The 24,187-nt window shown below is 35.8% G+C and carries 26 protein-coding genes; 13 read left to right on the top strand and 13 right to left on the bottom strand.

Annotated features, from left to right (window positions below):
- Positions 1-106: 106 nt before the first annotated feature.
- The gene (locus J7E63_RS00070) at positions 107-1,264 is read left to right on the top strand and encodes a D-alanyl-D-alanine carboxypeptidase family protein (protein WP_215009760.1); all 1,158 of its coding nucleotides are present in this window, start codon (positions 107-109) and stop codon (positions 1,262-1,264) included.
- A 42-nt stretch (positions 1,265-1,306) separates the two neighbouring features.
- Here J7E63_RS00070 and modB read toward each other — a convergent pair whose 3' ends face one another.
- The 3 genes from modB to J7E63_RS00085 all read right to left on the bottom strand — a co-directional run bounded on the left by modB (position 1,307) and on the right by J7E63_RS00085 (position 3,130).
- Positions 1,307-1,963 carry a molybdate ABC transporter permease subunit gene (modB, locus tag J7E63_RS00075; protein ID WP_215009850.1) on the bottom strand — a complete coding sequence of 219 codons (657 nt, stop codon included), beginning with the start codon at positions 1,961-1,963 and terminating at the stop codon, positions 1,307-1,309.
- 8 nt (positions 1,964-1,971) lie between these two features.
- A complete protein-coding gene (gene modA / locus J7E63_RS00080) occupies positions 1,972-2,766 on the bottom strand; it encodes a molybdate ABC transporter substrate-binding protein (RefSeq protein WP_215009761.1) in 795 nt (264 codons plus the stop codon).
- Between the two features lie 121 nt (positions 2,767-2,887).
- Positions 2,888-3,130, bottom strand: coding sequence for a YkuS family protein (locus J7E63_RS00085; protein ID WP_026563751.1), 243 nt, complete (start codon positions 3,128-3,130; stop codon positions 2,888-2,890).
- A 102-nt stretch (positions 3,131-3,232) separates the two neighbouring features.
- Between J7E63_RS00085 and J7E63_RS00090 the strand changes: the two genes are divergently transcribed.
- On the top strand, positions 3,233-3,364 hold the full coding sequence (locus J7E63_RS00090) for a YuzL family protein (protein ID WP_168244763.1): 132 nt from the start codon (positions 3,233-3,235) through the stop codon (positions 3,362-3,364).
- Between the two features lie 45 nt (positions 3,365-3,409).
- Here J7E63_RS00090 and J7E63_RS00095 read toward each other — a convergent pair whose 3' ends face one another.
- Together J7E63_RS00095 and J7E63_RS00100 are read right to left on the bottom strand one after the other, a co-directional pair.
- On the bottom strand, positions 3,410-5,029 hold the full coding sequence (locus J7E63_RS00095) for an ABC-F family ATP-binding cassette domain-containing protein (RefSeq protein ID WP_215009762.1): 1,620 nt from the start codon (positions 5,027-5,029) through the stop codon (positions 3,410-3,412).
- A 377-nt stretch (positions 5,030-5,406) separates the two neighbouring features.
- Positions 5,407-5,898: an SCO family protein gene (locus tag J7E63_RS00100; RefSeq protein ID WP_308161853.1), complete on the bottom strand. Its 492-nt coding sequence runs from the start codon at positions 5,896-5,898 to the stop codon at positions 5,407-5,409.
- A 291-nt stretch (positions 5,899-6,189) separates the two neighbouring features.
- Here J7E63_RS00100 and J7E63_RS00105 point away from each other — a divergent pair, with 291 nt between their 5' ends.
- Both J7E63_RS00105 and J7E63_RS00110 read left to right on the top strand, forming a co-directional pair.
- Positions 6,190-6,582: a CidA/LrgA family protein gene (locus tag J7E63_RS00105; RefSeq protein WP_215009763.1), complete on the top strand. Its 393-nt coding sequence runs from the start codon at positions 6,190-6,192 to the stop codon at positions 6,580-6,582.
- Entirely contained in the window at positions 6,566-7,243 is a 678-nt protein-coding gene (locus J7E63_RS00110) for an LrgB family protein (protein WP_214712620.1), read from the top strand. Before J7E63_RS00105 ends, J7E63_RS00110 begins: the two co-directional genes overlap by 17 nt.
- Before the next feature lie 66 nt (positions 7,244-7,309).
- On the opposite strand, the gene J7E63_RS00115 is transcribed toward J7E63_RS00110, so the two are convergent.
- Complete coding sequence (locus tag J7E63_RS00115) at positions 7,310-7,453, bottom strand: hypothetical protein (RefSeq protein ID WP_215009764.1); 144 nt, start codon at positions 7,451-7,453, stop codon at positions 7,310-7,312.
- A gap of 47 nt (positions 7,454-7,500) precedes the next feature.
- On the opposite strand from J7E63_RS00115, the gene J7E63_RS30030 reads away from it, so the two are divergent.
- Positions 7,501-7,719 (top strand): cold-inducible protein YdjO-related protein, encoded by a 219-nt coding sequence (locus J7E63_RS30030; RefSeq protein ID WP_251032777.1) that lies wholly within the window; start codon positions 7,501-7,503, stop codon positions 7,717-7,719.
- A 48-nt stretch (positions 7,720-7,767) separates the two neighbouring features.
- Here J7E63_RS30030 and J7E63_RS00125 read toward each other — a convergent pair whose 3' ends face one another.
- From J7E63_RS00125 to yhfH, 3 genes are all read right to left on the bottom strand, one after another.
- Entirely contained in the window at positions 7,768-8,016 is a 249-nt protein-coding gene (locus tag J7E63_RS00125; protein WP_215009765.1) for a transcriptional regulator SplA domain-containing protein, read from the bottom strand.
- 17 nt (positions 8,017-8,033) lie between these two features.
- Positions 8,034-8,207, bottom strand: a complete 174-nt coding sequence (locus J7E63_RS00130) for a hypothetical protein (RefSeq protein ID WP_215009766.1) — start codon at positions 8,205-8,207, stop codon at positions 8,034-8,036.
- A gap of 149 nt (positions 8,208-8,356) precedes the next feature.
- On the bottom strand, positions 8,357-8,491 hold the full coding sequence (gene yhfH, locus J7E63_RS00135) for a protein YhfH (protein ID WP_088088609.1): 135 nt from the start codon (positions 8,489-8,491) through the stop codon (positions 8,357-8,359).
- A gap of 298 nt (positions 8,492-8,789) precedes the next feature.
- Between yhfH and J7E63_RS00140 the strand changes: the two genes are divergently transcribed.
- Together J7E63_RS00140 and fdhF are read left to right on the top strand one after the other, a co-directional pair.
- Positions 8,790-10,943: a PAS domain S-box protein gene (locus J7E63_RS00140; protein WP_215009767.1), complete on the top strand. Its 2,154-nt coding sequence runs from the start codon at positions 8,790-8,792 to the stop codon at positions 10,941-10,943.
- Between the two features lie 147 nt (positions 10,944-11,090).
- Positions 11,091-13,151 (top strand): formate dehydrogenase subunit alpha, encoded by a 2,061-nt coding sequence (gene fdhF / locus J7E63_RS29440; protein WP_374193686.1) that lies wholly within the window; start codon positions 11,091-11,093, stop codon positions 13,149-13,151.
- A 164-nt stretch (positions 13,152-13,315) separates the two neighbouring features.
- Here the strand turns inward: fdhF and J7E63_RS00155 are convergent, their stop codons facing one another.
- Together J7E63_RS00155 and J7E63_RS00160 are read right to left on the bottom strand one after the other, a co-directional pair.
- On the bottom strand, positions 13,316-14,617 hold the full coding sequence (locus J7E63_RS00155) for an MFS transporter (protein ID WP_215009768.1): 1,302 nt from the start codon (positions 14,615-14,617) through the stop codon (positions 13,316-13,318).
- A gap of 226 nt (positions 14,618-14,843) precedes the next feature.
- Positions 14,844-16,340 carry a nitrate/nitrite transporter gene (locus J7E63_RS00160; protein WP_215009769.1) on the bottom strand — a complete coding sequence of 499 codons (1,497 nt, stop codon included), beginning with the start codon at positions 16,338-16,340 and terminating at the stop codon, positions 14,844-14,846.
- Between the two features lie 362 nt (positions 16,341-16,702).
- On the opposite strand from J7E63_RS00160, the gene J7E63_RS00165 reads away from it, so the two are divergent.
- The 4 genes from J7E63_RS00165 (at position 16,703) to J7E63_RS00180 (ending at position 20,180) form a co-directional block, all read left to right on the top strand.
- On the top strand, positions 16,703-18,040 hold the full coding sequence (locus J7E63_RS00165) for a TrkH family potassium uptake protein (protein WP_215009770.1): 1,338 nt from the start codon (positions 16,703-16,705) through the stop codon (positions 18,038-18,040).
- Positions 18,041-18,070: 30 nt separating this feature from the next.
- Positions 18,071-18,724 carry a potassium channel family protein gene (locus tag J7E63_RS00170; RefSeq protein WP_215009771.1) on the top strand — a complete coding sequence of 218 codons (654 nt, stop codon included), beginning with the start codon at positions 18,071-18,073 and terminating at the stop codon, positions 18,722-18,724.
- 71 nt (positions 18,725-18,795) lie between these two features.
- Positions 18,796-19,944 (top strand): acyl-CoA dehydrogenase family protein, encoded by a 1,149-nt coding sequence (locus J7E63_RS00175; protein WP_215009772.1) that lies wholly within the window; start codon positions 18,796-18,798, stop codon positions 19,942-19,944.
- A 74-nt stretch (positions 19,945-20,018) separates the two neighbouring features.
- Positions 20,019-20,180 (top strand): hypothetical protein, encoded by a 162-nt coding sequence (locus J7E63_RS00180; RefSeq protein ID WP_214712141.1) that lies wholly within the window; start codon positions 20,019-20,021, stop codon positions 20,178-20,180.
- Between the two features lie 73 nt (positions 20,181-20,253).
- Here J7E63_RS00180 and J7E63_RS00185 read toward each other — a convergent pair whose 3' ends face one another.
- Both J7E63_RS00185 and J7E63_RS00190 read right to left on the bottom strand, forming a co-directional pair.
- The gene (locus J7E63_RS00185; protein ID WP_214712142.1) at positions 20,254-20,433 is read right to left on the bottom strand and encodes an H-type small acid-soluble spore protein; all 180 of its coding nucleotides are present in this window, start codon (positions 20,431-20,433) and stop codon (positions 20,254-20,256) included.
- A gap of 103 nt (positions 20,434-20,536) precedes the next feature.
- On the bottom strand, positions 20,537-20,716 hold the full coding sequence (locus tag J7E63_RS00190) for a hypothetical protein (RefSeq protein WP_215009773.1): 180 nt from the start codon (positions 20,714-20,716) through the stop codon (positions 20,537-20,539).
- A gap of 518 nt (positions 20,717-21,234) precedes the next feature.
- On the opposite strand from J7E63_RS00190, the gene ltaS reads away from it, so the two are divergent.
- Both ltaS and J7E63_RS00200 read left to right on the top strand, forming a co-directional pair.
- A complete protein-coding gene (gene ltaS, locus J7E63_RS00195; protein WP_215009774.1) occupies positions 21,235-23,184 on the top strand; it encodes a lipoteichoic acid synthase in 1,950 nt (649 codons plus the stop codon).
- Between the two features lie 88 nt (positions 23,185-23,272).
- The gene (locus J7E63_RS00200) at positions 23,273-24,175 is read left to right on the top strand and encodes a thermonuclease family protein (RefSeq protein ID WP_215009775.1); all 903 of its coding nucleotides are present in this window, start codon (positions 23,273-23,275) and stop codon (positions 24,173-24,175) included.
- The last annotated feature ends 12 nt before the right edge of the window (positions 24,176-24,187 follow it).

Genomic DNA, 24,187 nt, shown 5'->3' on the forward strand with positions numbered 1-24,187 from the left:
TTCTATAATTGAACTTTAATTTATAATTTCTATTTTGAAACTATTATTTTGCAAAACTATCTGGTAATATTAATTAGGAAATAATGTAAAAGTTGGGTGTTATCTAGTGAAAAAGTTTATATCGGTGATTATTTTTATCCTACTTATTTGTTCTAACCATTTAAACACCTTTGCGGCAATAAATGGTCAAATAGAACTGAAAAGTAAGGGGGCTGTTCTGTTAGATTCAGATACAGGTGCTATTCTCTTTGCGAAAAATGCCAATCAAAGAATGTACCCTGCAAGTCTAACGAAAATAGCAACTGCAATCTATGCAATTGAAAAGGGAAACTTGGACAGTATCGTAACTGTTAGTGGTAATGCAGTTAGACAAGATGGAACAAGGGTATATTTAGATGAAGGGGAAAAGATCCCTTTAAAGAAATTGATCCAAGGCATGCTAATTAATTCCGGAAATGATGCAGCTGTAGCAATTGCGGAACATTTAGATGGAAGTGTCGAGCAGTTTGCTGTTCATTTGAATGGGTATTTAAAATCAACGATTGGCGTCAAGAACACCCATTTTATCAATCCCAACGGTTTGTTTGATAAAAACCACTATACGACAGCAATGGATTTAGCAATAATAACTAATTATGCAATTAAGAATCCCATTTTTGCTGACATCTTTGGAACAAAAGTCCTCAAATGGGAGGGGCAATCTTGGAAAACGAATATCCTAACCCATCACCGCATGCTTAAAGGAGAGTTAGCTTATCCAGGAATAACTGGCGGCAAAACAGGGTATACAAGGGAGGCAAAACAAACTCTGGCTACTACAGCTAGAAATGCCAAATTAGGGTTGACAGCAGTCGTTTTAAATTCTGAACAACAAAGAGAGAAATATGATGATACAGCCCGTTTGTTTGATTATGGTTTTAAGAACTTTCAGCATTCAATATTAAAGCAAGATGAAATTTACAAAAAGGATAATAAAGAATTTTGTCCTGAAATGGATACCTTAGTAACAGAGGCTATTAATGGAGCTACTAAAGAGGTAAATAGTGAGGGAAAACTATCGATAAAAAATAATAACGGACAAGTTGTCCAGTTAGTTACACTAAAATATAAGGAGCCAATTCCTGAGAAGGTTTCCATTAAAAGTGAAAAAGTTAGTGTGAAGAAACAACAGGTTTCCCATTTTAATGCGATATATGGGATCATTATCATCGCATTTGCGGGAATTTTTATAGGTGTAAGGAAGAAATTCATAAAAAAATACTAATCTTATCATAAAAGCCACGGAAAGGATGAAACCTTTTCATGGCTATTTTTGTGTTACATTGGTGGCAAGTAACATTAAGGACGAGATAATAATCATCGATATGACTAGAAGCCAGGCTAAATTCATGTTCCCAGATTCCATGGCTATATAAATGGCGGTGGGAGCAGTTTGTGTTTTTCCGGGAATATTGCCGGCGAACATGAAGGTTGCTCCGAATTCACCTAGTGCTCTTGCAAAACTAAGGATAAGGCCCGTAATAATTGATCTTGTAGATAATGGCAGGGTTACAAGTAAAAATACATTCAGTTCGTTTGCACCATCAACTCTTGCTGCTTCTTCTATTCCCTTATCAACAGATTGAAAACCAATCTTTACCGTTTGGTACATTAAGGGAAAAGCAACAATGGTTGAAGCAATCACCGCAGCAAAAGGTGTAAACATAATGGAACTATCAAATAGTTTATTTATTATTGATCCAACCGGACTATTCCCACCAAAAAAGAATATCAGTAAAAATCCAATCACTGTAGGGGGCAATACGATAGGAAGCAAAAGAAAAATTTCAATGAGCATTTTTCCCCTAAAAAGTCCTTTTGATAGTAATCTAGCAAATAAGATTCCAAACACAAACACCAAGGTAACAGAAATAGACGCAACCTTTAGCGATAAAATAATGGGGGACCAGAATTCACTTTGCATCAAAAAGATCAATCCAATACTTTAAAACCATATTTTTTAAATATCGCTCGTGCCCTAGGAGTTTGTAAATAATCATAAAATAGGGAAACCTCTTTCTTTTTAACAGATGACTTTATTATACCTGCAGAATAAATAATTGGTTCGTGAGATTGTTCATCAGCGACAGTAACAACCTTTACTTTATCAGAACCTTTTAGATCTGTCATATAGACGATGCCAGCATCAACACTATTTGTCTCTACATAGGTAAGTACTTGGCGAACATCTTTTGTTTGAATTATTTTTGATTGTAATCTGTCCCAAATATCGAGTTTCTGCAGTGTTTGTTTTGCATACATTCCTGCTGGTACAGTTGCAGGAGTCCCTATGGCCACTTTCTTTATACCGCTTTTATTTAAATCTTTAAAATTGGTTAACGGTGCTGGTTTGCTTTTATTTGTAATTAATACGATTTGGTTGCTCAATAAATCCGTTTGTTTCTGTTCATCAATTAAGCCCTTTATTGCTAGTTCGTCAAAATGATTTTTAGAGGCAGAGATGAAAATATCTGCTGGGGCCCCTTGAATAATTTGTTGTTTTAAAGCACCGGATCCTCCAAGGTTATATAGTATAGCAATTTGTTTATTTCTTTTTTCAAATTGAGTCTTAATTTCCATTAAAGCACTGTCAAGGCTTACCGCTGCAGAAATTGTAATTTCAATTTTCTTAGCCTGCTTGATATCTTTTTCTGGAAGTTTAGTTGAACATGCGGGCAGAAACACCAAAATTACGATAAAAAACCATATCAAACCTTTTTTTTTCATGTAATTCGTCCTTTCAAACATCTTCATTCATAAATCATTATAGCAAATTGATTTAATCATTAAAGAATAGAAACAAAAAAAAGACTAAAGTAAATCCTTTAGTCTTTGAAAAATAACCTGATTATTGTAGTCTACTTTCGACTTGTTGACATACTTCATCAGCAGACAGGCCGTTTGCGTCTATAACTGATCCTTTTGTAAAGGTATCCTGCATACCCATTACATTAGAATCTAGTCCTGTAACCACACAGCAATCACAATTCTGAGCATCCGACTCTTGCTTTAATTCAATCACATCATGTCCTTTTTCACGTAAAGCCTGTTGAACTTGTGCAAGAGATTGTTCCACACCAATTTTTGCCATACAAAACACCTCCTCCTCTAAATTATCTTGCCTAACTTTACCGTAATTATTCGGAATAAGTAGCTATAATCATCCAAAAACTAATAGGGGAGGTGTACAAAAATGGGAAAACGTAAAAAGGATCCATCGACAATCGGGTTGGCTTCCCCGCAAGTAGAAGGTCAGGGAACAACTACAACCGAAACAGGTTCACGGACTGAACCATCATCAAGAAGAAAACAGAAAAAAAGCTAATAAAACAGGCACTCACGTTACAGACCGTGGGTGCCGTCTAATTATTTATTGGTACATCTGTGCAACTTGCTTCTGAATATCATCATTTTCAAGGTATTCATCATAACTCATTTGCTTATCTACTAAGCCTTTTGGTGTTAATTCGAAAATTCGATTGGCGATTGTTTGGATAAATTGATGGTCATGGGATGCAAAAAGCAACGAGCCCTTAAAGTTAATTAGTCCATTATTAAGAGCGGTGATCGATTCTAAGTCTAAATGGTTAGTTGGCTCATCAAGAAGGAGGACATTCGCTCCATTTAACATCATTTTTGAAAGCATACAACGAACTTTTTCTCCCCCTGAAAGGACACTTGCTTTTTTCAGTACTTCTTCACCAGAGAAAAGCATTCTTCCTAAAAATCCACGTAAAAAGCTCTCGCTGTCATCTTTAGGTGAGAATTGACGAAGCCAATCCACTAGGTTTAAGTCACTGTTTTCAAAATACTCGGAGTTATCCTTCGGGAAATACGCTTGAGAAGTAGTAATTCCCCATTTAAAGGTACCACTATCTGCTTCGATTTCGCCCATAAGAATTTTAAACAGTACCGTCTTAGCAGCTTCGTTTGTTCCAACAAGAGCAATTTTATCACCCTTATTAACAATAAAATTAACGTTATCAAGAACCTTTACACCATCAATGGTTTTTGTTAATCCCTCAACGCGTAACAAATCATTCCCAATTTCTCGGTCTGGCGTAAAGCCAACAAAAGGATAACGACGTGAAGAAGGTCGAATATCATCAAGCGTAATTTTATCCAGTAACTTTTTCCTAGAAGTGGCTTGTTTAGACTTCGAAGCATTGGCACTAAAGCGTGCAATAAAGGCTTGTAATTCCTTGATTTTTTCTTCCTTCTTTTTATTAGCGTCTGAAGTTAATCTTGTAGCTAATTGACTTGATTCATACCAGAAATCATAGTTACCAACATAGACTTGAATTTTCCCGAAATCTAAATCGGCAATATGTGTACAAACTTTATTTAGGAAGTGACGGTCATGGGATACAACAATGACGGTATTCTCAAAGTTAATTAAAAAATCCTCGAGCCATTGAATTGCTTTGATATCTAAGTGGTTTGTAGGCTCATCGAGAAGTAAAACGTCTGGTCTGCCGAATAAAGCTTGTGCAAGCAGCACTTTTACTTTTTCTGACCCCGTGATCTCTGACATTTTCTTATAATGAAGATCTTCACCTATGCCTAGGCCTTTTAGAAGAATAGCTGCTTCTGGTTCTGCTTCCCAACCGTTTAATTCGGCAAATTCACCCTCAAGCTCAGCAGCCTTCATACCGTCTTCATCCGTGAAGTTTTCCTTCATATATATAGCGTCTTTTTCCTGCATAACTTGGTAAAGTCTCGTATGACCCATAATGACAGTCTTTAATACTTCGTACTCTTCATATTCAAAATGGTTCTGTTTTAACACAGCCATCCGTTCGTTAGGTCCGAGCTGAACAGTTCCTGTTTGTGCTTCAATTTCACCAGATAGAATTTTTAAAAAGGTTGATTTTCCCGCACCATTTGCACCAATTAGTCCGTAGCAATTACCAGGATTAAATTTAATGTTTACATCTTCGAATAATTTCCGGTCTCCATATCTTAAACCTACGTTACTTACAGTAATCATATTTAAAACATCCTCCAAGAACAAAATATCTACTGATTATACCATTAAAATAGTAGAAGAGCGAATTCTTTCAGATGAAGTTCTTTTTAAAAGAAAAATTTTCTAAAAAAATTTCTCTGATTTCACACTTTATTCATATTTTTGATGTAGAATTGGGATATGAAGCAAGTAAAAGAAGGTGTGAGAAAAATGACAAAAAATCAACTTACTGAACTCGTTAACAAGTTAAAAAAGGCCGGAATAAAAGCGAGTTTAACAAAACCAAAGTCTAATTACCTTTTGTCTTTACAGCAAATAAAAAAATACCCTTCATCCGTGAATTAAAGAAAAAAGTAATAAAAAGCGATTAATCCCAAGTGGACTAATCGCTTTTTTGTTTAGTCTAATTTATCCATTACTGTGTCATAAACTTCTTTTTTATTAAAGTCTTTTCCCATGGGAAACTTGTCGATGAATTTATTGTTTTCATCAACCAGGAAGGTAAAGGTTGAATGGATGAATTGACCATTGCCAGGATCTTTAAATTGAAATTGCATCGCATCCGCAACCTTTTTCATTTCTTGGCGGTCCCTTTTTATGTTTTGCTTGTCTCCTGTTAAGAATAACCATTGTTTGTTATTCTCTATCTCAAACCCCTGCATATAACTAGTTAATATCTCGGGAGTATCTCGATATGGATCGATGGTAATTGTTAAAAATTCAATATCCTTACCAAAAACACCAATCTTTTCAAAATCCTTTTTCAAGTCAATCATTTTTTCGGTGGTTGTTGGACAAATATCAGGACAATGAGTGTAGATGAATTCAACAAGTTTTAATTTGGTATGATCCTTACCAAAATTATATGAATCACCGTTTTGGTCTATCAAGGTAACTTCTGCAGGTATTTTCGCATTTGCATCGCGAATGAGAAAGAAATTCCTGCTGCAATCCCAATAAACACAGTAAGACTGCATATTAAATAGATCTTTTTCATATGTATCCCTCCTACCATTAAGATAAAGAAGTTATTCGAAAAAAGATATGGATATTTTGTGAACAAAAGTTAGTGCAAATTTAAAGTGATTCCTTTATACTGTAGTATTATTGATTATATTTTAAAAAAATTTAGAATATTGCCGATTATACTTTTTTATTCCAGAGAAAAGGAGGGGGATTTAGTGAAAAAAGTGCTGACATTTTCTAGTCAAATATTGATATTAATTGTGATTTATCAGATTGGAAATCAAATTGCACGAATTCTTCATTTGCAAATACCAGGAAATGTTATAGGTATACTACTCCTTTTAGTTTTACTCTGGACAGGTGTAATAAAAGTCGAACAAATAGACGTAGCGACCACATGGTTATTAAAACATTTAAGCTTTTTTTTCATTCCTATTGCCGTAGGATTAATGACATTGGGGCCTATCTTCATACATAAGGGCGTCATTATCTTATTTGTCCTTGTAACAAGTACTTTTATTGGACTTTTATCGGCAGGTAAAGCCACCCAATCAGTGATTATGAAAAAAGAAAAGGTGAAAGTGAATTATCATGATCACAGTTTATAGTATTTTCCTAACAATTGCTGTCTATAAACTATCTCGTGGGTTTGGCCAAAAGTATTCCTCCCCTTTAACGAGCCCAGTATTCTTAAGTACATTCATCATTATTATCCTGCTAGTAGGATCACATATTACTTATCGTGAATATATTCCTGCTAAAAAAATTATGACTTACCTGCTCGGTCCAGCAACAGTAGCCTTAGCAGTGCCAATCTATAAAAATCGGAATTTGATTGCAAAGTATAGGGTTGCTGCTTGTGTTGGACTTTTAATTGGGTCATTTACAACGATTACCACTGCCCTAGTTATTGCTAAATGCTTCTATTTCTCTAAAATGCTACTTCTTTCGTTAACGATAAAGTCAGTTACGGTCCCAGTTGCAACAGAAATAGGGAAAATAATAAAAGCTAACGTATCACTCATCGTTGCTTTTGTTATTCTTACTGGAATGATTGGAGCTATGTTTGGTCCAAAGCTTCTGACTATGTTTAAAATTCATCATCCTTTTGCTCGAGGCTTATCAATCGGGACGATAGCACATGGAATTGGCACAGCTGAAGCAGTCAAGGAGGGAGAAATTCAGGGAGCTGTTGCTGGAGCAGCAATGGGAATTGCCGCCTTATTAATTTCGTTTATCGTACCATATCTAATTCCTTATTTCATATAGAAAAACTAAAGCCTTCCATTTAACAGGAAGGCTTTAGTTTTTTTAAAATTCAAATAGAAAAAATCTCTACTTTTCTTTTTTATTATCAAGGTACATTTCTGCAAGTAGCTTCTTGACTTCATTATAACTTAAGCCTGATTGGCTATTTAACCTCTTAACTTCTTCGATATCCGTTCCAACAATTGTGTATGGGTTTTTATTTGTAAACATTATTTTTCCAACTCCTATGGAATTTATGGAAATGAAAAGCCACTTTTTTGTGCATACTAATAAAAAAGGAGGCGGTTCCCATTTTTTACGGTAAAAGAGCTAAAGAAGAAGAAATTGAAACAATCTTGGTTGATACTGAAATCTATTCTTGTATAGATGAAGCGTGTATAGGTTGGATGAGGAAAGATTTTGTGGCAGATGACTTACTCTGCCCAATGTGTGGCAATGAAATGCTACAGGAAATGAGAGAACTTCCGCAAATTTAAGAATTTATATATTTGTAAAGACTGTCATAGATAAATGACAGTCTTTTCTTATTCACCAAAATCAAAAAAATGTGTATCATATGCCTTTTTTGCTGCATCAGAGCTGCTAAAAAGTGCATCATCCTCTTCAAGGTCAAGAAATTTCTCATTAAGATATAACGCTAAGTTATCAGGGTTATTTGGATGTTGGACAATTTCGGCTGCTTTAATATTTGCGGCAGTTAAAAAAGTAGGATTCCGATAAATAATATAAACTTCATCACCCGGTTTAGCATTAACTATATCAATCATTCCCATATAATTTAACCGCCTTTCTAAAGATTTTCATTTTGCTGTTGAATCTCATCTCCGCTAATTAACGTGTTGGCTTCTTCAAGATTTCTAAGTTTATCCACTGAATCGCCTGAAACAGTTTTCGTACGACCAGCAAAATTTTCTTTTAGAGGGTCTCTAGTGTGTTCTGTTCGGGAATTATCCTTTTTAAACATTCAATTCAACTCCTTATCTAAAGGGTTTGCTTCTCTAAAAAGGTTTATGCCTTCCTAATTCTCTCCAAAACGGAAATAAATTGAATACAGTAGATATCATTAATGATTAATATCAAAAAAACTCTCCACAAATGGAGAGTTTTTTTGAACTATTCCTCTTTTTTAGCTAAACAGCGGTCACATTCCATAAAGTAACTTTCTGCTTGTTCCTCCATGTGCTGACCACACTCTGAACATTCCTTTTTTTGCAAAGTACGAAAAAACTCAACTGGACTCATTAACATAATAAAAATCCCCCTTTATTAATACAGTTTATTTGAATCGCTCTTGTTATAGTACAGTATAGCCGAAATAAATAAAAAAGTGTAGACTTTTTTAAAAAAAATCTGCCCTTATTAAAAAAATAAGTCTTTTATCACAAGAATTAATTTATTCCTTTTTTCTTGTTTTAATTGGACGGTTATTTATCGGTTAAAGTAAAGGGAAATTGACAATCTTCGATATTTGGTGCTTCCATAACATTACGATTTACATTACAATCATAGTAGAAAAGCAATATAGAAAGTGGGGAGATGCTGGTAAATGAATGCAATGATTGGGACTTTTCAACCTTATTTCATTATTATTGCCATTGGTTTAACCATCATGGCATCATATACAGCATTAGATATGTTTACCTTAATTAAGTCGTCTGAAAAAAATAAGAGGCTCCTGTTTTTGGGTGGAACATTATCTATGGGAATCGGGATTTGGATCATGAACTTTATCGGACTCATTTCAGCAGATACAAATCGGTTCGCAAGTTATCAAATTCCACTTACGATTCTTTCAATGGCTATTGGGATTGCTTTTACAGGAATGGCTTTCCTTTCATTTTATGGAAAACAAATTAAATATTATCATTTAATCGTGGGCAGTGTATTTCTAACCTTTGCAGTAATTGCAATACAGGTAATCGGATTATATGCAATGAATGTAAATATTAAATTTAATTTCCTCTTGCTTGTTTTTTCAGGACTTTTAATCTTTGGTTCCTTTTTATTTTCTTTATGGATTCTTTTTTCTTCAAAAAGCTTTACCCAAAGTAATCAGGTTTGGTTAAAACCAATTAGTGCAATCATTATGTCATTTGCAATTATCGAAGGTCATTTTCTTTTAAGGAGAGCCTCATTTACGACACCAAAAGTTCTTGGGGGATCAAGCGCTGATAGTCCATTTATTATTTATTTGGTACTTTTCGTATCAGTATTAATAATCGGCGGACTTATCTTATCGAGTACATTAATTAGTAAACAATTAATGACGGCGGATACAAACTTAAAAGACATCAAAGCTGCACTGGATGCTTCAACCATTGTTGCGATTACAAACCCAGTAGGAAAAATCATTTTTGTAAATGATAAATTTGAAGAAATTTCTAAATATAAAAAGGAAGAGATTATCGGTCAGAACCATAGAATATTAAATTCTGGCTATCATTCTAAAGAGTTTTTCAAAGACCTATGGCATACGATACAAGCTGGACAAATATGGCGCGGGGAAATTCGTAATAAAGCAAAGGATGGGGCGTTTTATTGGGTCGATACAACCATTGTTCCTTTTTTGAATAAAAAAGGTAAACCTGTCCAATATATTGCAATACGTTCAGATATTTCTGATCGCAAAAAGGCGGAAGAACATCTTAAGGAAACAATTAAGGAGAATATTGATATAAAATTTGCGCTTGATCAATCCTCAATTGTCGCATTTACAGATGCAAAAGGAATCATCACCAGTGTAAATGACAAGTTCTGTGAGATATCTAAATATAATCGAGAAGAAATCCTGGGGAAAGACCACAATATTCTAAATTCTGGTTACCACTCAAAGGACTTTTTCAAAAATCTTTGGAAAACTATTGGTTCTGGGAATGTCTGGAAGGGTGAAATTAGAAATAAAGCTAAAGATGGAACTTATTATTGGGTGGACACAACCATTGTTCCATTTATTAATGGGCAAGGAAAGCCATACCAATACCTTGCGATTCGAAATGATATAACAGAGCGGAAGAAAACAGAAGAGGTCCTCCATCGCCAGGATAAGCTCGCGGCTGTTGGACAATTGGCTGCAGGTGTTGCTCATGAAATCCGTAATCCACTAACCTCAATGAAAGGGTACGCGGAATTCTTGCAGTTAGACGAAAAAGATCCGGAGCGGATGGAGTTTTTAAGTATCATTCTTGATGAAATTGAAAGAGTTAATACGATTGTCGAGGACTTTATGGTATTGGCAAAACCAAAGGCAGTGGAGTTGGAAGAAAAAAATGTTGTTCCTGTTATTAAGAATGTCGTCTCCTTGCTTGAATTCGAAGCGAGAAAGAAAAATGTTCGTTTGACCTTTGATTGTAACCATGAAATTATTCAAATTGAATGTGATGAGAATCGCTTAAAGCAGGTATTTCTGAATTTCATTAAAAATGGAATTGAAGCTATGCCTAATGGTGGCGAATTACATGTTAAAACAATCATACATGATAATAATGTCCAAATTTCTATTCAAGACACAGGAGTAGGAATATCCGAAGAAAAATTAAAGAAACTAGGAGAACCTTTTTACACAACCAAGAAGAATGGTAACGGCTTAGGCTTAATGGTTAGTTTCAAAATTATTGAAAGCCATAATGGTAAGGTGTTTGTGGAAAGTGAACTTAATAAAGGAACAACCTTTAATATCTTATTACCGGCAAAAATTGCCTGAAAGCGGGGGATCTAATCTCTCGTTTTTTTTATTCCCAAAATTTTCATTCAAGAAAAAGACAAATATTCTTTGAAAAAGAAATCCACAATCTTATTAAATAGATTAATATGGTAATAGAGGTATTAATGTTTTTATAGGGGAGTGAAAATGGTGGGAGAAGCAAATTTTGTTAAAACGATCTGCGGTTACTGTGGTACTGGTTGTGGCTTAGTCCTTGAAGTACAAGACAACAAAATCATGAAAATCCGCGGTGACAAGGAAGCACCAGTGAACAAAGGGCAAACATGTGTAAAAGGCGCATTTGCCTATGAATATGTACATGCAAAAAATAGATTAACATCTCCACTAATCCGTAAAGCAGGAAAGCTAGTTGAAACCACTTGGGATGAAGCATATCAATTCATTGCTAGTCAATTATCCAACATAAAAACTACGTGGGGTCCAGACTCGATATCCATGTTCGCTTGCGCGAGAAATACAAACGAATCCAATTTTGTAACTCAAAAATTTATGAGGGCGGTCATTAATAGTAACAATATTGATGGCTGTAACCGTACTTGACACGCCTCTAGCGTTGCCGGTCTGGCAACTGTTTTTGGAAGCGGTTCACCGACTAATACACTAGATGATATTGATCGAGCAGAAGTCTTACTTTTGATGGGTTCAAATACAACAGAGGCACACCCCATTATTGCAAATCGTATGAAAAAAGCTGCAAAAGCTGGTTTGAAAATAATTGTCATAGATCCAAGGAAAATAGATATGGTAAAATCTTCCCATCGCCATCTGCAATTAAATGTGGGCTCAGATATTGCTCTTATCAATGCTTTCATTAGAGTCATCTTAAAAGAAGGTTTATACAGTCCAGAGTTTGTCCAACAGGTTACGCTTGATTTCGAGAAGTTAGAAAAGCAAGTTGAGCCTTTTACACTGGAATACGCTGCATCGATTACCGGTTTAAATGCGGATGACATTGCTGCAACTGCAAGAGAGTACGCCACCTCAAACGGTTCAATGATTGCGTACACGCTTGGGATTACGGAGCATCACTGTGGTGTAAATAATGTATTTGATATAGCAAACCTAGCGTTATTAACTGGGAATATCGGTAAACCAGGCTCCGGTGTCATGCCGCTTCGAGGTCAGAATAATGTTCAAGGTGCGGGTGATATGGGCTGTTTGCCAAACCAATTAACAGGTGGAATGAGCATAGCAAATCGTGATTCGCGGGCGCGGTTTGAAAAGGAATGGAATGTTGAACTAAACCCAAGAGTTGGTGACACACAAACGAGAACTTTTGATCGGATCGAGACGGGTGAATTAAAGGCCCTTTATGTCATTGGTGAAAACCCGCTCCTTGCTGATGTTCATATGAATCATACACAAACATTGTTTGAAAAGCTTGATTTATTAATTGTTCAAGATATTTTCTTAACGGAAACAGCAAAAATGGCTGATGTTGTATTACCAGCACGTTCATGGGGTGAGGTGGATGGAACATATACCAACACTGACCGGAGAGTTCAAAGGGTTCGCAAAGCGGTAGAACCACACCCTAATGTGAAAGAAGACTGGGAAATCCTATGTGATCTTTCTACGATTATGGGCTATCCTATTCACTATAACAACAGTGAAGAAATCTGGGATGAAGTTAGAAAACTAGCTTGGGAGATGTACGGGGGCATATCGTATGAAAGACTTGAAAAAGAGTATGGTATTCATTATCCTTGCCCAGATGAAAACCATCCAGGAACACTTATCTTGCACGAGAGGTTCCACCAAATGGAGTCGACATCAACAAAGTCAGCATTTGTACCGGTAGATTATACTGCACCATTGGAACTCCCTGATGCTGAATATCCATTTACACTAACAACAGGAAGACGTTATGAATCTTACAATACACATTCTCAGACGCGTCATTATGCTGCTGGAGTTAAATTAAAACAAACAGAAGAAACTGTTGATATTCATCCAAACGATGCTGCAGCTATAGGTATAACAGATGGTGAAGTGGTACAGGTTCGCTCGAGAAGAGGAGAACTACAGGTAAAGGCGAAGATTACAGAACAAGTAGTCCCGGGGCTCGTTTTTATGAGCTTCCACTGGAGTGAAACACCGACCAATGTCTTAACCTTAAATGAGTTTGATCCTATTTCAGGAACAGCCGAATATAAGGCTTGTGCGGTTGCGATATCTAGGATATAGAGAATTTTTAAATCAACGCAGTTTAATGACTGCGTTTTTTTAATGGCTGTGTTAAGGGTCATTGTTGATTTTATAGCCTAGTTGATTGGAGCGGAAAGCGAAGCGCCTGAAGCGGAAATCAACAGCCAAGTTTAATATAGCCTTATTAAAAAAACAAGTCGGAATTATCCGACTTGTTGTGTAAAGGATTTAGCTGCTGTAGCTTTTCTTTGATAGAAATACCAGTTGAGTCCAAATGCCACTACATAAAAAGCAATAAAGAAGTAAAAAGCTGTAACAGGAGTGCCCGTCGCCTTAACTGACCACCCGAAAAGTTTAGGAATAAAGAATGAACCATAGGCTGCAAATGCCGCTGAAAACCCAATTACAGGTGCTGCTTCTTTAGGAATAAAAAGGTTCGGAATCATTTGGAAAGTCGAGCCTGAACCAATACCAGATGCAACGAACAGAATTAAGAAGGATAATAAGAATCCAGCAAATTGTTTTCCATTTAGGAAATAAATAACCCCTGCAGCGCCAATTCCCATGATGACTAAAACATAGGAAGTTACCTTTGCACCCCCAAGTTTGTCTCCCATCCAACCACCAACAGGTCTTGAAGCTGCGGCCACTAATGCACCAAGAAAGGCAAGTGATATATGCTCAGGGAATTGTGATCTTAATAAAAGCGGAAATGCCGCTGAATAACCAATGAATGAACCAAAAGTCGCTACATATAAGGCTGTCATAATCCAAGTATGTTTCCGTTTTACAATCACAAATTGTTCCGAAACTGATTGCTTTGCACCTGGTACATTATCCATCTTAAACATTGCCAAAACTGTCAAGATGACAATAGGAATCACCCAAATAAATGCGGCGTTTTGTAACCAAACTTCCTGACCATTTGCCAAAACTTGTTTACCGCCAACTAATGCAAAAGTTCCTGAGGTAACGATTAATGGTGTAACGAATTGAACGACAGATACACCCATGTTTCCTAAACCGCCATTAATACCAAGTGCTGTCCCTTTTTCCTTTTTCGGAAAGAAGAAGCTAATATTTGCTGAAGAAGATGAGAAGTTACCGCCGCCAAGTCCGCAAAGGGCTGCAAGCAATAACATGATAGAAAATGGTGTTTCCGGATTTTGAACTGCAAAGCCAATACCAATCGCTGGAATTGCTAAGATTGCTGTTGAAATTACCGTCCAGTTTTTTCCGCCAATGGAGCCGACAGCAAATGTGTAAACAAAACGAAGTGTCGCACCAACAAGACCAGGAACTGCTGCAAGTGTAAATAATTGTTCTTCGGTGAAATGGAAACCGATGTCGTTAAGTCTAACAGCAACGACTGACCATATCTGCCAAACGATAAAAGCGATCATTAATGATGGTACAGATATCCACAGATTTCGTCGTGCATGTTTTTTTCCTTCTGCGTTCCAGAATTTTTCGTCCTCTGGATTCCAATAATTAATTCTAGCCATAATATTTCCTCCTAATTTGTGATCAAATTTTAATTTTTATAAAGTTAGAGTTGTTTGTGTAATTACTATAAAACAGATGGTAACATGAATTTTGTGACGTACGTCACAAAAACAGTGAAGGAACTGTGAACATAACCTAGTTGACAAAAAGTTGTAATAATTTATAACTAGTTAACGAAAAAAAGAGATCTTCCACGGGGGAAGATCTCCTTTTTTTATGCCTTTTTTAGGATTTTTCGTTATCTTCATAGAACATACCTACAAAGTTTTTTGTTTCACCTACGTCATCTTTAATGGCTGTAATAGTTAGCCATTCTCTGTAAATTTCATTGTTTTTGCGTTTGTTCCAAATATAACCTTCCCAAACCCCGTCTGTTTTTAAACTAAACCACATTTTTTTGTAAAACTCGTTGTCATGTTCACCGGATTGAAGAACACTTGGGGTTTTACCGATTACCTCTGCTTGACTATAGCCAGTGATTTTTGTGAATGCAGGATTAACGCTTTGAATAATGCCATTAACATCGGTTACACAAATACCATCTAAGGCATGGTTTACAATCTTTGCAGAAATATCCAACTTATCTTGATAATATAGCCATACTACGATAACCAGACTTGCTAAAGAAAATTCAGATAGGGACATAAAGCCAATCGCATAATGACCAGTCCAATCAAAGAGAATCGTGAGAATGATTGGAGGGAAAAAGCCACCCAGTCCTCCCATGGCAGAAACAATGCCATTCACAATACCCGCTTGATTGGAAAAATATAAAGGGACTAGTTTAAAGATAGCGCCATTTCCAATTCCCGCAAAGAAAGCAACTAATAAGCAACCAAAGGAATAAATCGGCAGCGATGGAGTAAATGACAAAAGAAATCCTGCAAAAGTTAGGCTAAAGAAAACAGCCATTAAAATAAGAAAAGGATTAACTTTATCGCCTAACCATCCACCTATGGGTCTAAAAAAGGTTGCCAAAGCAATAAAACCTGCTGTCCTGAGTCCTGCATCGACTTTATCTAATTCAAAGTGATTAACTAAAAACGATGGTAAATAAATGGTGAAAGCAACAAAGGAACCAAACGTGATAAAATAAAATAAACTTAGAAACCAAAGTTTTGGATTTTTATATACCCCTTTGATTTGTTCGAGTAAGGAAATGTTAACTTTTCGTTCCTTTTTGTCCCCAAATATAAAGTTTAAAATAGCAAAGATTAATACAACTATCAGGAAGATTTTAATGGTGTTTCTCCATCCATAGGTGGTAGCAAGTACGGGTGCGGAAAAGGAAGTGATTGCCGTACCAATATTTCCTGCCCCGAAAATTCCGTTAATAAACCCATGCTTTGTTTTTTCATAATACTTGGGAAGAGAGGTAACACCGATGGAAAAGACAGCACCGCCAATCCCTAGTAAAAATCCTCCTAAGATTAATGTTAATAAGGAATTAGCATAGCTTAACAACGCAATTGGAATGAGCAGTATAATAAAGCTGATTGTAAATAAAATTCGAGCGCCATAGCGATTGGTCCAGTAGCCAATCGGAACTCGAAGAAGTGAACCGAGGATAACAGGGACCGCCGTAGTCCAAGCAATTTGAGATGAAGTAAGTTGGATATCTACTTTAATAAACGGCATTAGTGATGATATCAGTACCCAAACCATAAAACCTGCTACCAGACTTCCAGTTTGTATAATTAGTTGTTTTGACCCTTGTTTCATAAAAATCCCCCTTCAATTCCCATGCTATTTTATTATTTCTTCAAAAAGTTGTTATATATTAAGAAAGAGTGTTAATGAACATGGAAAATTTTACTTCTTGTATTATAGAACAACATATAGTCAATCAACAGTGAGTTATGACACACATTTGACACACTCATGGTAAAAAATTTTCTAAGGTGTACCAATTCACATTTTTAATTTACATGTTTTGTTCGTAATTGTATATTTTTCCTGTATTATAGATTTACGAATATTTAAAATTAGAGGCATGAACAAGGAGAAAAAAATTAAAATCATAGATAACACATGATTATTAATTGTTTGTTAAAAATAACATTAAAGTAGTAAGGGAGAAAACTATGCTGCGCAAAAAAATATATCTAGATCCTCCAAAAATTCTTGTTCTAGGTTTTGGTTTGATCATATTACTAGGAACATTTCTACTAACCATGCCGGTTTCGACTACAAATGGGCAAGGTTTGTCATTTTTAAACGCTCTGTTCACAGCAACCTCTGCAACATGCGTAACAGGTTTAGTTGTAGTAGATACAGGGACCACATTTTCGATATTCGGTCAAGTGGTTATTTTATGTATGATTCAAGTCGGTGGACTTGGATTTATGACGTTTGCAACGTTTTTTGCCTTCCTATTAGGGAAGAAAATATCTTTAAAAGAAAGGCTTCTACTTCAAGAATCATTAAATAATTTATCAATGGAGGGGATTGTGCGGCTAGTAAGACGAATTTTAATTTTTACAGCGGTGATTGAGTTACTTGGTGCTGTGCTTTTATCTATCCGTTTTTCCTTTGACATGCCGATAGGAAAAGCGATTTATTATGGAATTTTCCATTCAATTTCCAACTTTAACAATGCGGGATTTGACTTAATGGGGGAGTTTCATAGTTTAACGAGTTATGTTGACGATCCAACCGTTACGTTGACCGTTAGTGCATTAATTATCTTAGGTGGGATCGGCTTTATCGTTATGAACGAACTTTTTGAATATCGTGTTTCAAAACGGCTATCATTACATACTAAGATTGTCTTAATGACGAGCAGCGTTTTAATAGTAGTAGGTACAGCTGGTATATTCCTGCTTGAATATTCCAATGGATTAACGCTAAAACCATTGTCGTTTTCAGGGAAAATCCTTGGGTCATTATTCCAATCTGTTACGGCAAGAACAGCGGGGGCTAACACATTAAATATTGGTGATCTAACTCAATCATCATTATTATTAATTGTGTTACTCATGTTTGTTGGTGCATCGCCTGGGTCGACAGGCGGGGGGATCAAAACCACCACTTTTACAACGCTCATTGGAGCTGTTTGGTCACAAATTCGCGGGAAAGAGGATGTTATTTTTTACCGTCAGCGGATAGAATATGAAACGATTTATAAAGCATTAACCGTCACATTTAGCGGGTTATTTCTCGTCATGCTAATGACACTCATTCTAACCATTTCTGAACACGGACAAGATTTTTTAACAATAGTATTTGAGGTAACTTCTGCCTTTGCAACAGTCGGGCTATCGATGGGATTGACACCGGAATTATCACCACTTGGCAAGGCATTGATAATTTTTACTATGTTTGCTGGCAGGGTAGGACCATTAACTATTGCTTATGCGGTGACAATACGCAGAAAACCTGATGCATTCCGGTATCCAAAGGGAAAAATCACGATTGGGTAGTTTTTTACACCAAGGAGGTACAAGGAGACAGTGGCTAATCAATATGCAGTGATTGGATTAGGTAGGTTTGGACTAAGTATTGCCAATAAGTTATATGAATCTGGGCAGGAAGTGCTTGGAGTCGATGTGAATGAGGAACGAGTTGAAGAATCCCATCCATTCGTTACTCATTCCGTGATTGCCGATTCAACAGAAGCTGAGGCATTAAAATCGATTGGCATCCGTAATTTTGATACAGTTATTGTAGCAATCGGAAACGATATTCAGGCAAGTATCCTATCTGTTTTATTATTGAAGGAACTTGGTGTAAAAAAGGTGATTGCCAAAGCATTAAATAAACTACATGGTCAAGTATTAAAAAAGGTTGGGGCAGACTGGGTCGTCTTTCCTGAGCGAGATATGGGAATTCGAGTCGCCCATCAGCTGTTATCACCTAATGTCTTAAATTTTATTGAGATATCGAAGGATTATAGTGTAGAGGAAGTAAAAATCCCCGATAGGATGATGGAGAAAACCTTAAGGGAACTAGATTTAAGGGCAAAGTTTAATTTGAGCGTCATCGCAATTCGGCATGAAGATGAAATTAACATTTCACCATCTCCTGATGAAAAAATTAATTACGGTGATGTACTAGTAGTAATCGGTGAAAACCGCAATTTGGAAAAATTCGCTAATTTAGAATAAGAAACAAACCCCTGGTTAATGAGACTAGGGGTTTGAATGATTTTTTGTTAATGGGATAGGAGAGATGAGAGATGAACTTTCGAGAAAAAGTTACATTAGATGAACGAATAGAGTTAATGAGAATACTTTCAAAACAATTCCTATTACGAGCACCTCAGGTAGATATAGAAGGTAGTTTCCCGTATGCAAATATTCAGGATCTAAAAAATACAGGTTACACGGCATTAACTGTTCCTTCGAGGCATGGTGGAGAGGATATCTCGCTTTATGAACTAATTCGACTCCAAGAAATGATTGCGGAAGGTGACGGGACAACAGCACTTTCGATTGGATGGCATATGGGAATTATTATGAATCTAAATGAAAAAAGCTCATGGGATGAGTCGATCTTTAAGTATCTTTGTAAACAAGTGAAAAATGGAGCATTAATAAATAGTGCTCAAAGTGAACCGAAGACTGGAAGTCCTACACGAGGCGGCAGACCGGAAACCTCGGCAGAAAAAAGTCAGAATGGCTGGGTTATTAAAGGGAGAAAAACATTTACTACCATGTCCCCCGTCCTAGATTACTTTATAGTTAGTGCAACAATCAAAGAAACCAATGATGTGGCCAATTTTCTACTTCCACGATCCACAAAAGGATTGGTTATTGAGGAAACTTGGGACAGTATCTCGTTAAGAGGAACAGGAAGTCATGACTTAATTTTGGATAATTGTTTGGTAGATGATGAATATCTTGTGGAAAAGTTTAGTTCGAACGGAAAAAGAGCGAATGGATGGCTACTTCATATTCCAGCATGTTATCTCGGCATAGCAAAAGCGGCCCAAAGTTATGCTATTCAATTTGCTAAGGAATATTCCCCGAATAGTATTGTTGGACCAATTATCGATTTACCAAATGTTCAGCAAAAACTTGGAGAGATTGAGTTGAAATTAATGCAGTCCGAGTATTTCTTATATGGGGTAGCAAAACAGTGGGATCATTTAAACGATCAAGCTAGGGAAAAAATGGGGGCTGCTTTAGGTGCAGCAAAATTAACAGTTACCAATAACGCAATCGAAGTTGTTGATTTAGCAATGAGAATCGTAGGTGCAAAAAGTCTTTCATTGAAAAATCCGTTACAGCGGTATTATCGAGATGTAAGAGCAGGCCTTCATAATCCACCAATGGATGACATGACGATACAATTACTAGCCAAGGATAGTATATTAAACCACTAACAAAATTTAGAACTTATTTTTTTATGTTATTTTTCCGCCATATTGGAAACCTTAACATAAAGGAGTGAGGAATAATGCCTAGAGGTAAAGAATTGGAACAACTTCCAATGTCGAATATCGCACCAGGTGCAGGAAAAGATGCAAGTCTGAACAACAGAGAAGTACTTGGGGGTATTGTCCAAGGAGAACAGCCAGAACCAAGTGATATAGAAAAAGAGAATGAAGATATGGTGTAAGGCAGGAATTCAATCCTGCCTTTTAAGTTGTAAAAAAAGACGATCTTTTCAATGAAAAGATCGTCTGAAAAAATTATTCCTCGATAAGTTCTCCAATTTCAACAACTGAACGTTCTTCCAATGGGCCTCGTAAATGTACTGTTGCTGTATGTCCATCTTCATTTAATTGGTCAATCCAAACCGATGTACCATTATATTTTACTTCTATATCAGCAGATGATGACAAAATTTGTTTTACACGGTTAATATTCATTATTATCACTCCTATAATATAGTCATTTAATGATCTTCATTTCATTCCAATAAAATACATTCGCAACCGCGTTCTTCCATTATATAATGGGCATTAAAAATTCTTACGGGTAGTTGATATGTATACCATTGATAGTTCCTGGCTTGTCATCATCACCCAAGCTATTAAGATAATTTTCAAGCTCGACTTGGAGATCTTTTGGAGCGCCAGGCTTTAAATGCCAATTTCCTGGTTCATCAACAAAATATGGGCTTTTTGTAAATTCAGGCCTAATTCTGGGCATCGTATTCTCCTTTTAAATTTTTTCTACATTCCTCTGTGTATATGCTATCCAATGTTTAAGGAGTTCATTCAAGTAATCTTTCTACTTACCGTCTGTTAAAGATAAGTCTAAATTCATATTGCTCCTTCATACGTTCGGGTTTATGATATGTAGAATTGATGCCTCAAGGATTGTTCCGACTAAGATATAATTTATGGAAGAATAGAAAATTTAACAAGAAAAAAATTTGAAACTAAAATAAAACTTATTTCGTCTTATATTATTGAAGATTGAAAACTGTCATGTCCCAAAGAGAACGGACATAAAAATAAAAGGTATATCTCAATTTTTAAGAACTGACCAAGCTGTTGAAGGTAATGATTTTGCTTGCCCGAGATGGCGGGGAAAAGTGTAGAATGTTGTAGAAAAGTATAGATAATAATAGCAAGATTTATGTTTTTATTTTTTAAAGAAATGTGATATAGTGAGTGAGGTTCGTTTACCGAAGCTTAATTGGTAAGTGAGAGGAGAATTTAAAGATGAATAAAATTAGACTACCAAAAACATTAACCAATAGTCATATTACATTCTTTATAGCAGCTGTTTTATTATTTTGGATCAAAACCTATGCTGCATATCAAATTGAATTTAACTTAGGTATTGAAAATAGCCTACAGAAGTTTTTGCTTTTAATAAATCCATTAAGTTCAGCACTTTTCTTCTTTGGATTTGCCCTGCTTTTTAAAAAGCATTCAAAATTGATAATGATATTAACCAATTTTCTATTATCATTCTTATTGTATGCAAATATTGCCTATTATCGCTTTTTTAATGATTTCATTACGGTTCCAGTTCTAATGCAAACCAAAACAAACGCTGGTCAACTTGGAGACAGTGCACTTTCATTAATGTCTCCGTTTGACATTTTTTATTTTACAGATATGTTTATTTTAATCGCGTTAGCATTAACCGTGTTCAAAAAAGTTACGGTAACGAACAGAAAGACCTTTAAGATTGTTCTATTATTTTCAATTACTACTTTTCTATTTAATTTAGGTTTAGCAGAAAAGGATCGTCCGCAGTTACTTTCACGTTCATTTGACCGAAATTATTTAGTAAAATACCTTGGAGCGTATAACTTTACCATTTATGACGTCATCCAAAATATAAAATCATCGAGTCAGCGGGCTTTAGCGGATAGCAGTGATATTACAGATGTTGAGAACTATCGTAAAGCAAACTACGCTGCACCAAATCCAAAATATTTTGGTAAAGCAAAAGGTATGAACGTAGTTTATATTTCGATGGAATCCTTTCAAAGCTTTATGATTGATTATAAAATGCCTAACGGACAAGAAGTAACACCATTTTTGAATTCATTAGCACATGACAATAATACCTTCTATTTTGATAATTTCTATCATCAAACAGGACAAGGGAAAACATCGGATGCCGAATTTCTAATGGAAAATTCATTATATCCAATGGCACAAGGTGCTGTTTTTGTTAACAAAGCCCAAAACACATATCAAGCTATGCCTTCTATTCTAAAAGGACAGGGATATAGTTCTGCTGTGTTACACGGGAACTATAAGACCTTCTGGAATCGAAATGTTATCTATAAAGCATTTGGATACGATCAATTCTTTGATGCAGAATACTACAGCATGTCAGATGAAAATACAAAAAACTATGGAATGAAAGATAAACCTTTCTTTAAAGAATCTATTCCATTACTTGAAAGCTTAAAGCAGCCGTTCTATACAAAGTTCATTTCACTATCTAATCATTTCCCATTTGAAATGGATCCGGAAGATACTAATTTTCCTGCTGGGGATTACGGTGATACGGTTGTAAACCAATATTTCCAATCTGCAAACTATATGGATCAGGCATTTGAGCAATTCTTTAATGATTTAAAAGCTAATGGTATGTATGACAATACAATAATTGTAATGTATGGTGACCATTACGGAATATCTGAGAACCATAATGATGCAATGGCGAAGGTTATGGGTGTGGACGAAATTACACCTGCAATCAATGCAAAATTACAGCGTGTACCATTATTTATTCACGTACCTGGTGTAAAGGGTGGAATTCAACACCAAGTTGGCGGGGAAGTCGATGTCCGTCCAACAGTTCTCCATTTATTAGGTATTGATACGAAAGATTATATGGAATTTGGTTCAGATTTACTTTCAAAACAACACCGTAATTGGGCATTATTCAGAAACGGTGACTTTGTAACATCTGATGCTATCCAAATAAATGAAAAATGTTACTCCTCTTTAACAGGTGAGTTATTAGAAGATAGTACTATATGTAAGGATGTAGATAGCAAAGTTAATACAGAGCTAAATATGTCCGATGAAATAGTTTACAAAGATCTGCTGCGGTTCTATAAACCAGAAGGATATACACCGATCAATCCTAACGATTATGAATATCTAGGACCAAAAGGTGACAAATTAACAGAAGAAAAGTAACAAGGTCAAAGAGAGAGGAGCATTATTAACTTCTCTCTTTTTATTTTGTTACAATAAATAAAGTAAATAATTTAAAGGGGCACTATCTATGAACAACAGAATTCTCCAATTAATAATATCGTTTATCGTAATTATTCCTATCATTCTCTCAGGGTGTTCTAGTAGCGAACCATCTAAGCAGAAAAGTGACTCTAAAACTTCCTCTGTTGTAAAAAACAATGAAGTTCATACGAATGAAACGAGCGATCCAAAGACACCTTCACTCTCTCAAACAGAAGTACCTCAATCGAAAACCGGTAATAAGAATTTACTTCCCGCAACTATCGTCAAGAATGTCGATGGTGATACTATTAATGTTAACCTTAATGGGAAGATAGAAAAGGTAAGAATGCTCTGTGTGGATACACCTGAGACACATCATCCCCGCTTAGGGGTACAGCCATTTGGACCAGAAGCCTCCGAGTATACAAAGGAAATTCTCTCCGTTGGTACTAAAGTTGAAATTGAACCTGGAATTGGAGACGGACGTGATAAATATGGGCGCCTACTTGCCTATATTTATGTTAATGGAAAAATGTTTAATGAAATGCTGTTGGAAAAAGGCCTTGCTCGTGTGGCCTATATTTATGCTCCGAACACCCAATATGTTGATGAATTTTATGCGATTCAAAAGAAAGCACAAGAAAAAGGTGTAGGAATCTGGTCGATTGAAAATTATGCTCAAGAGGATGGGTATAATACTGAAAATGTCAAAGAAACGGAAGAAAAAGGTACAAATTCAAAAGCATCTTCAGGGAACAACTATCAAAATAACCCAAGTGATGATCAAGAATCAAACTTAGATTGCAAAGGGAAGATCAAAGGGAATGCAAATTCTCATATCTATCATGTACCCGGCGGTAGTTTTTACGACTCCACCACCGACAACATTGTTTGGTTTTGTTCAGAAAAAGAAGCGCAGGATGAAGGGTACAGAAAGTCAAAACGCTAATATCATTTGTTT

Source organism: Bacillus sp. ISL-75 (assembly GCF_018613095.1).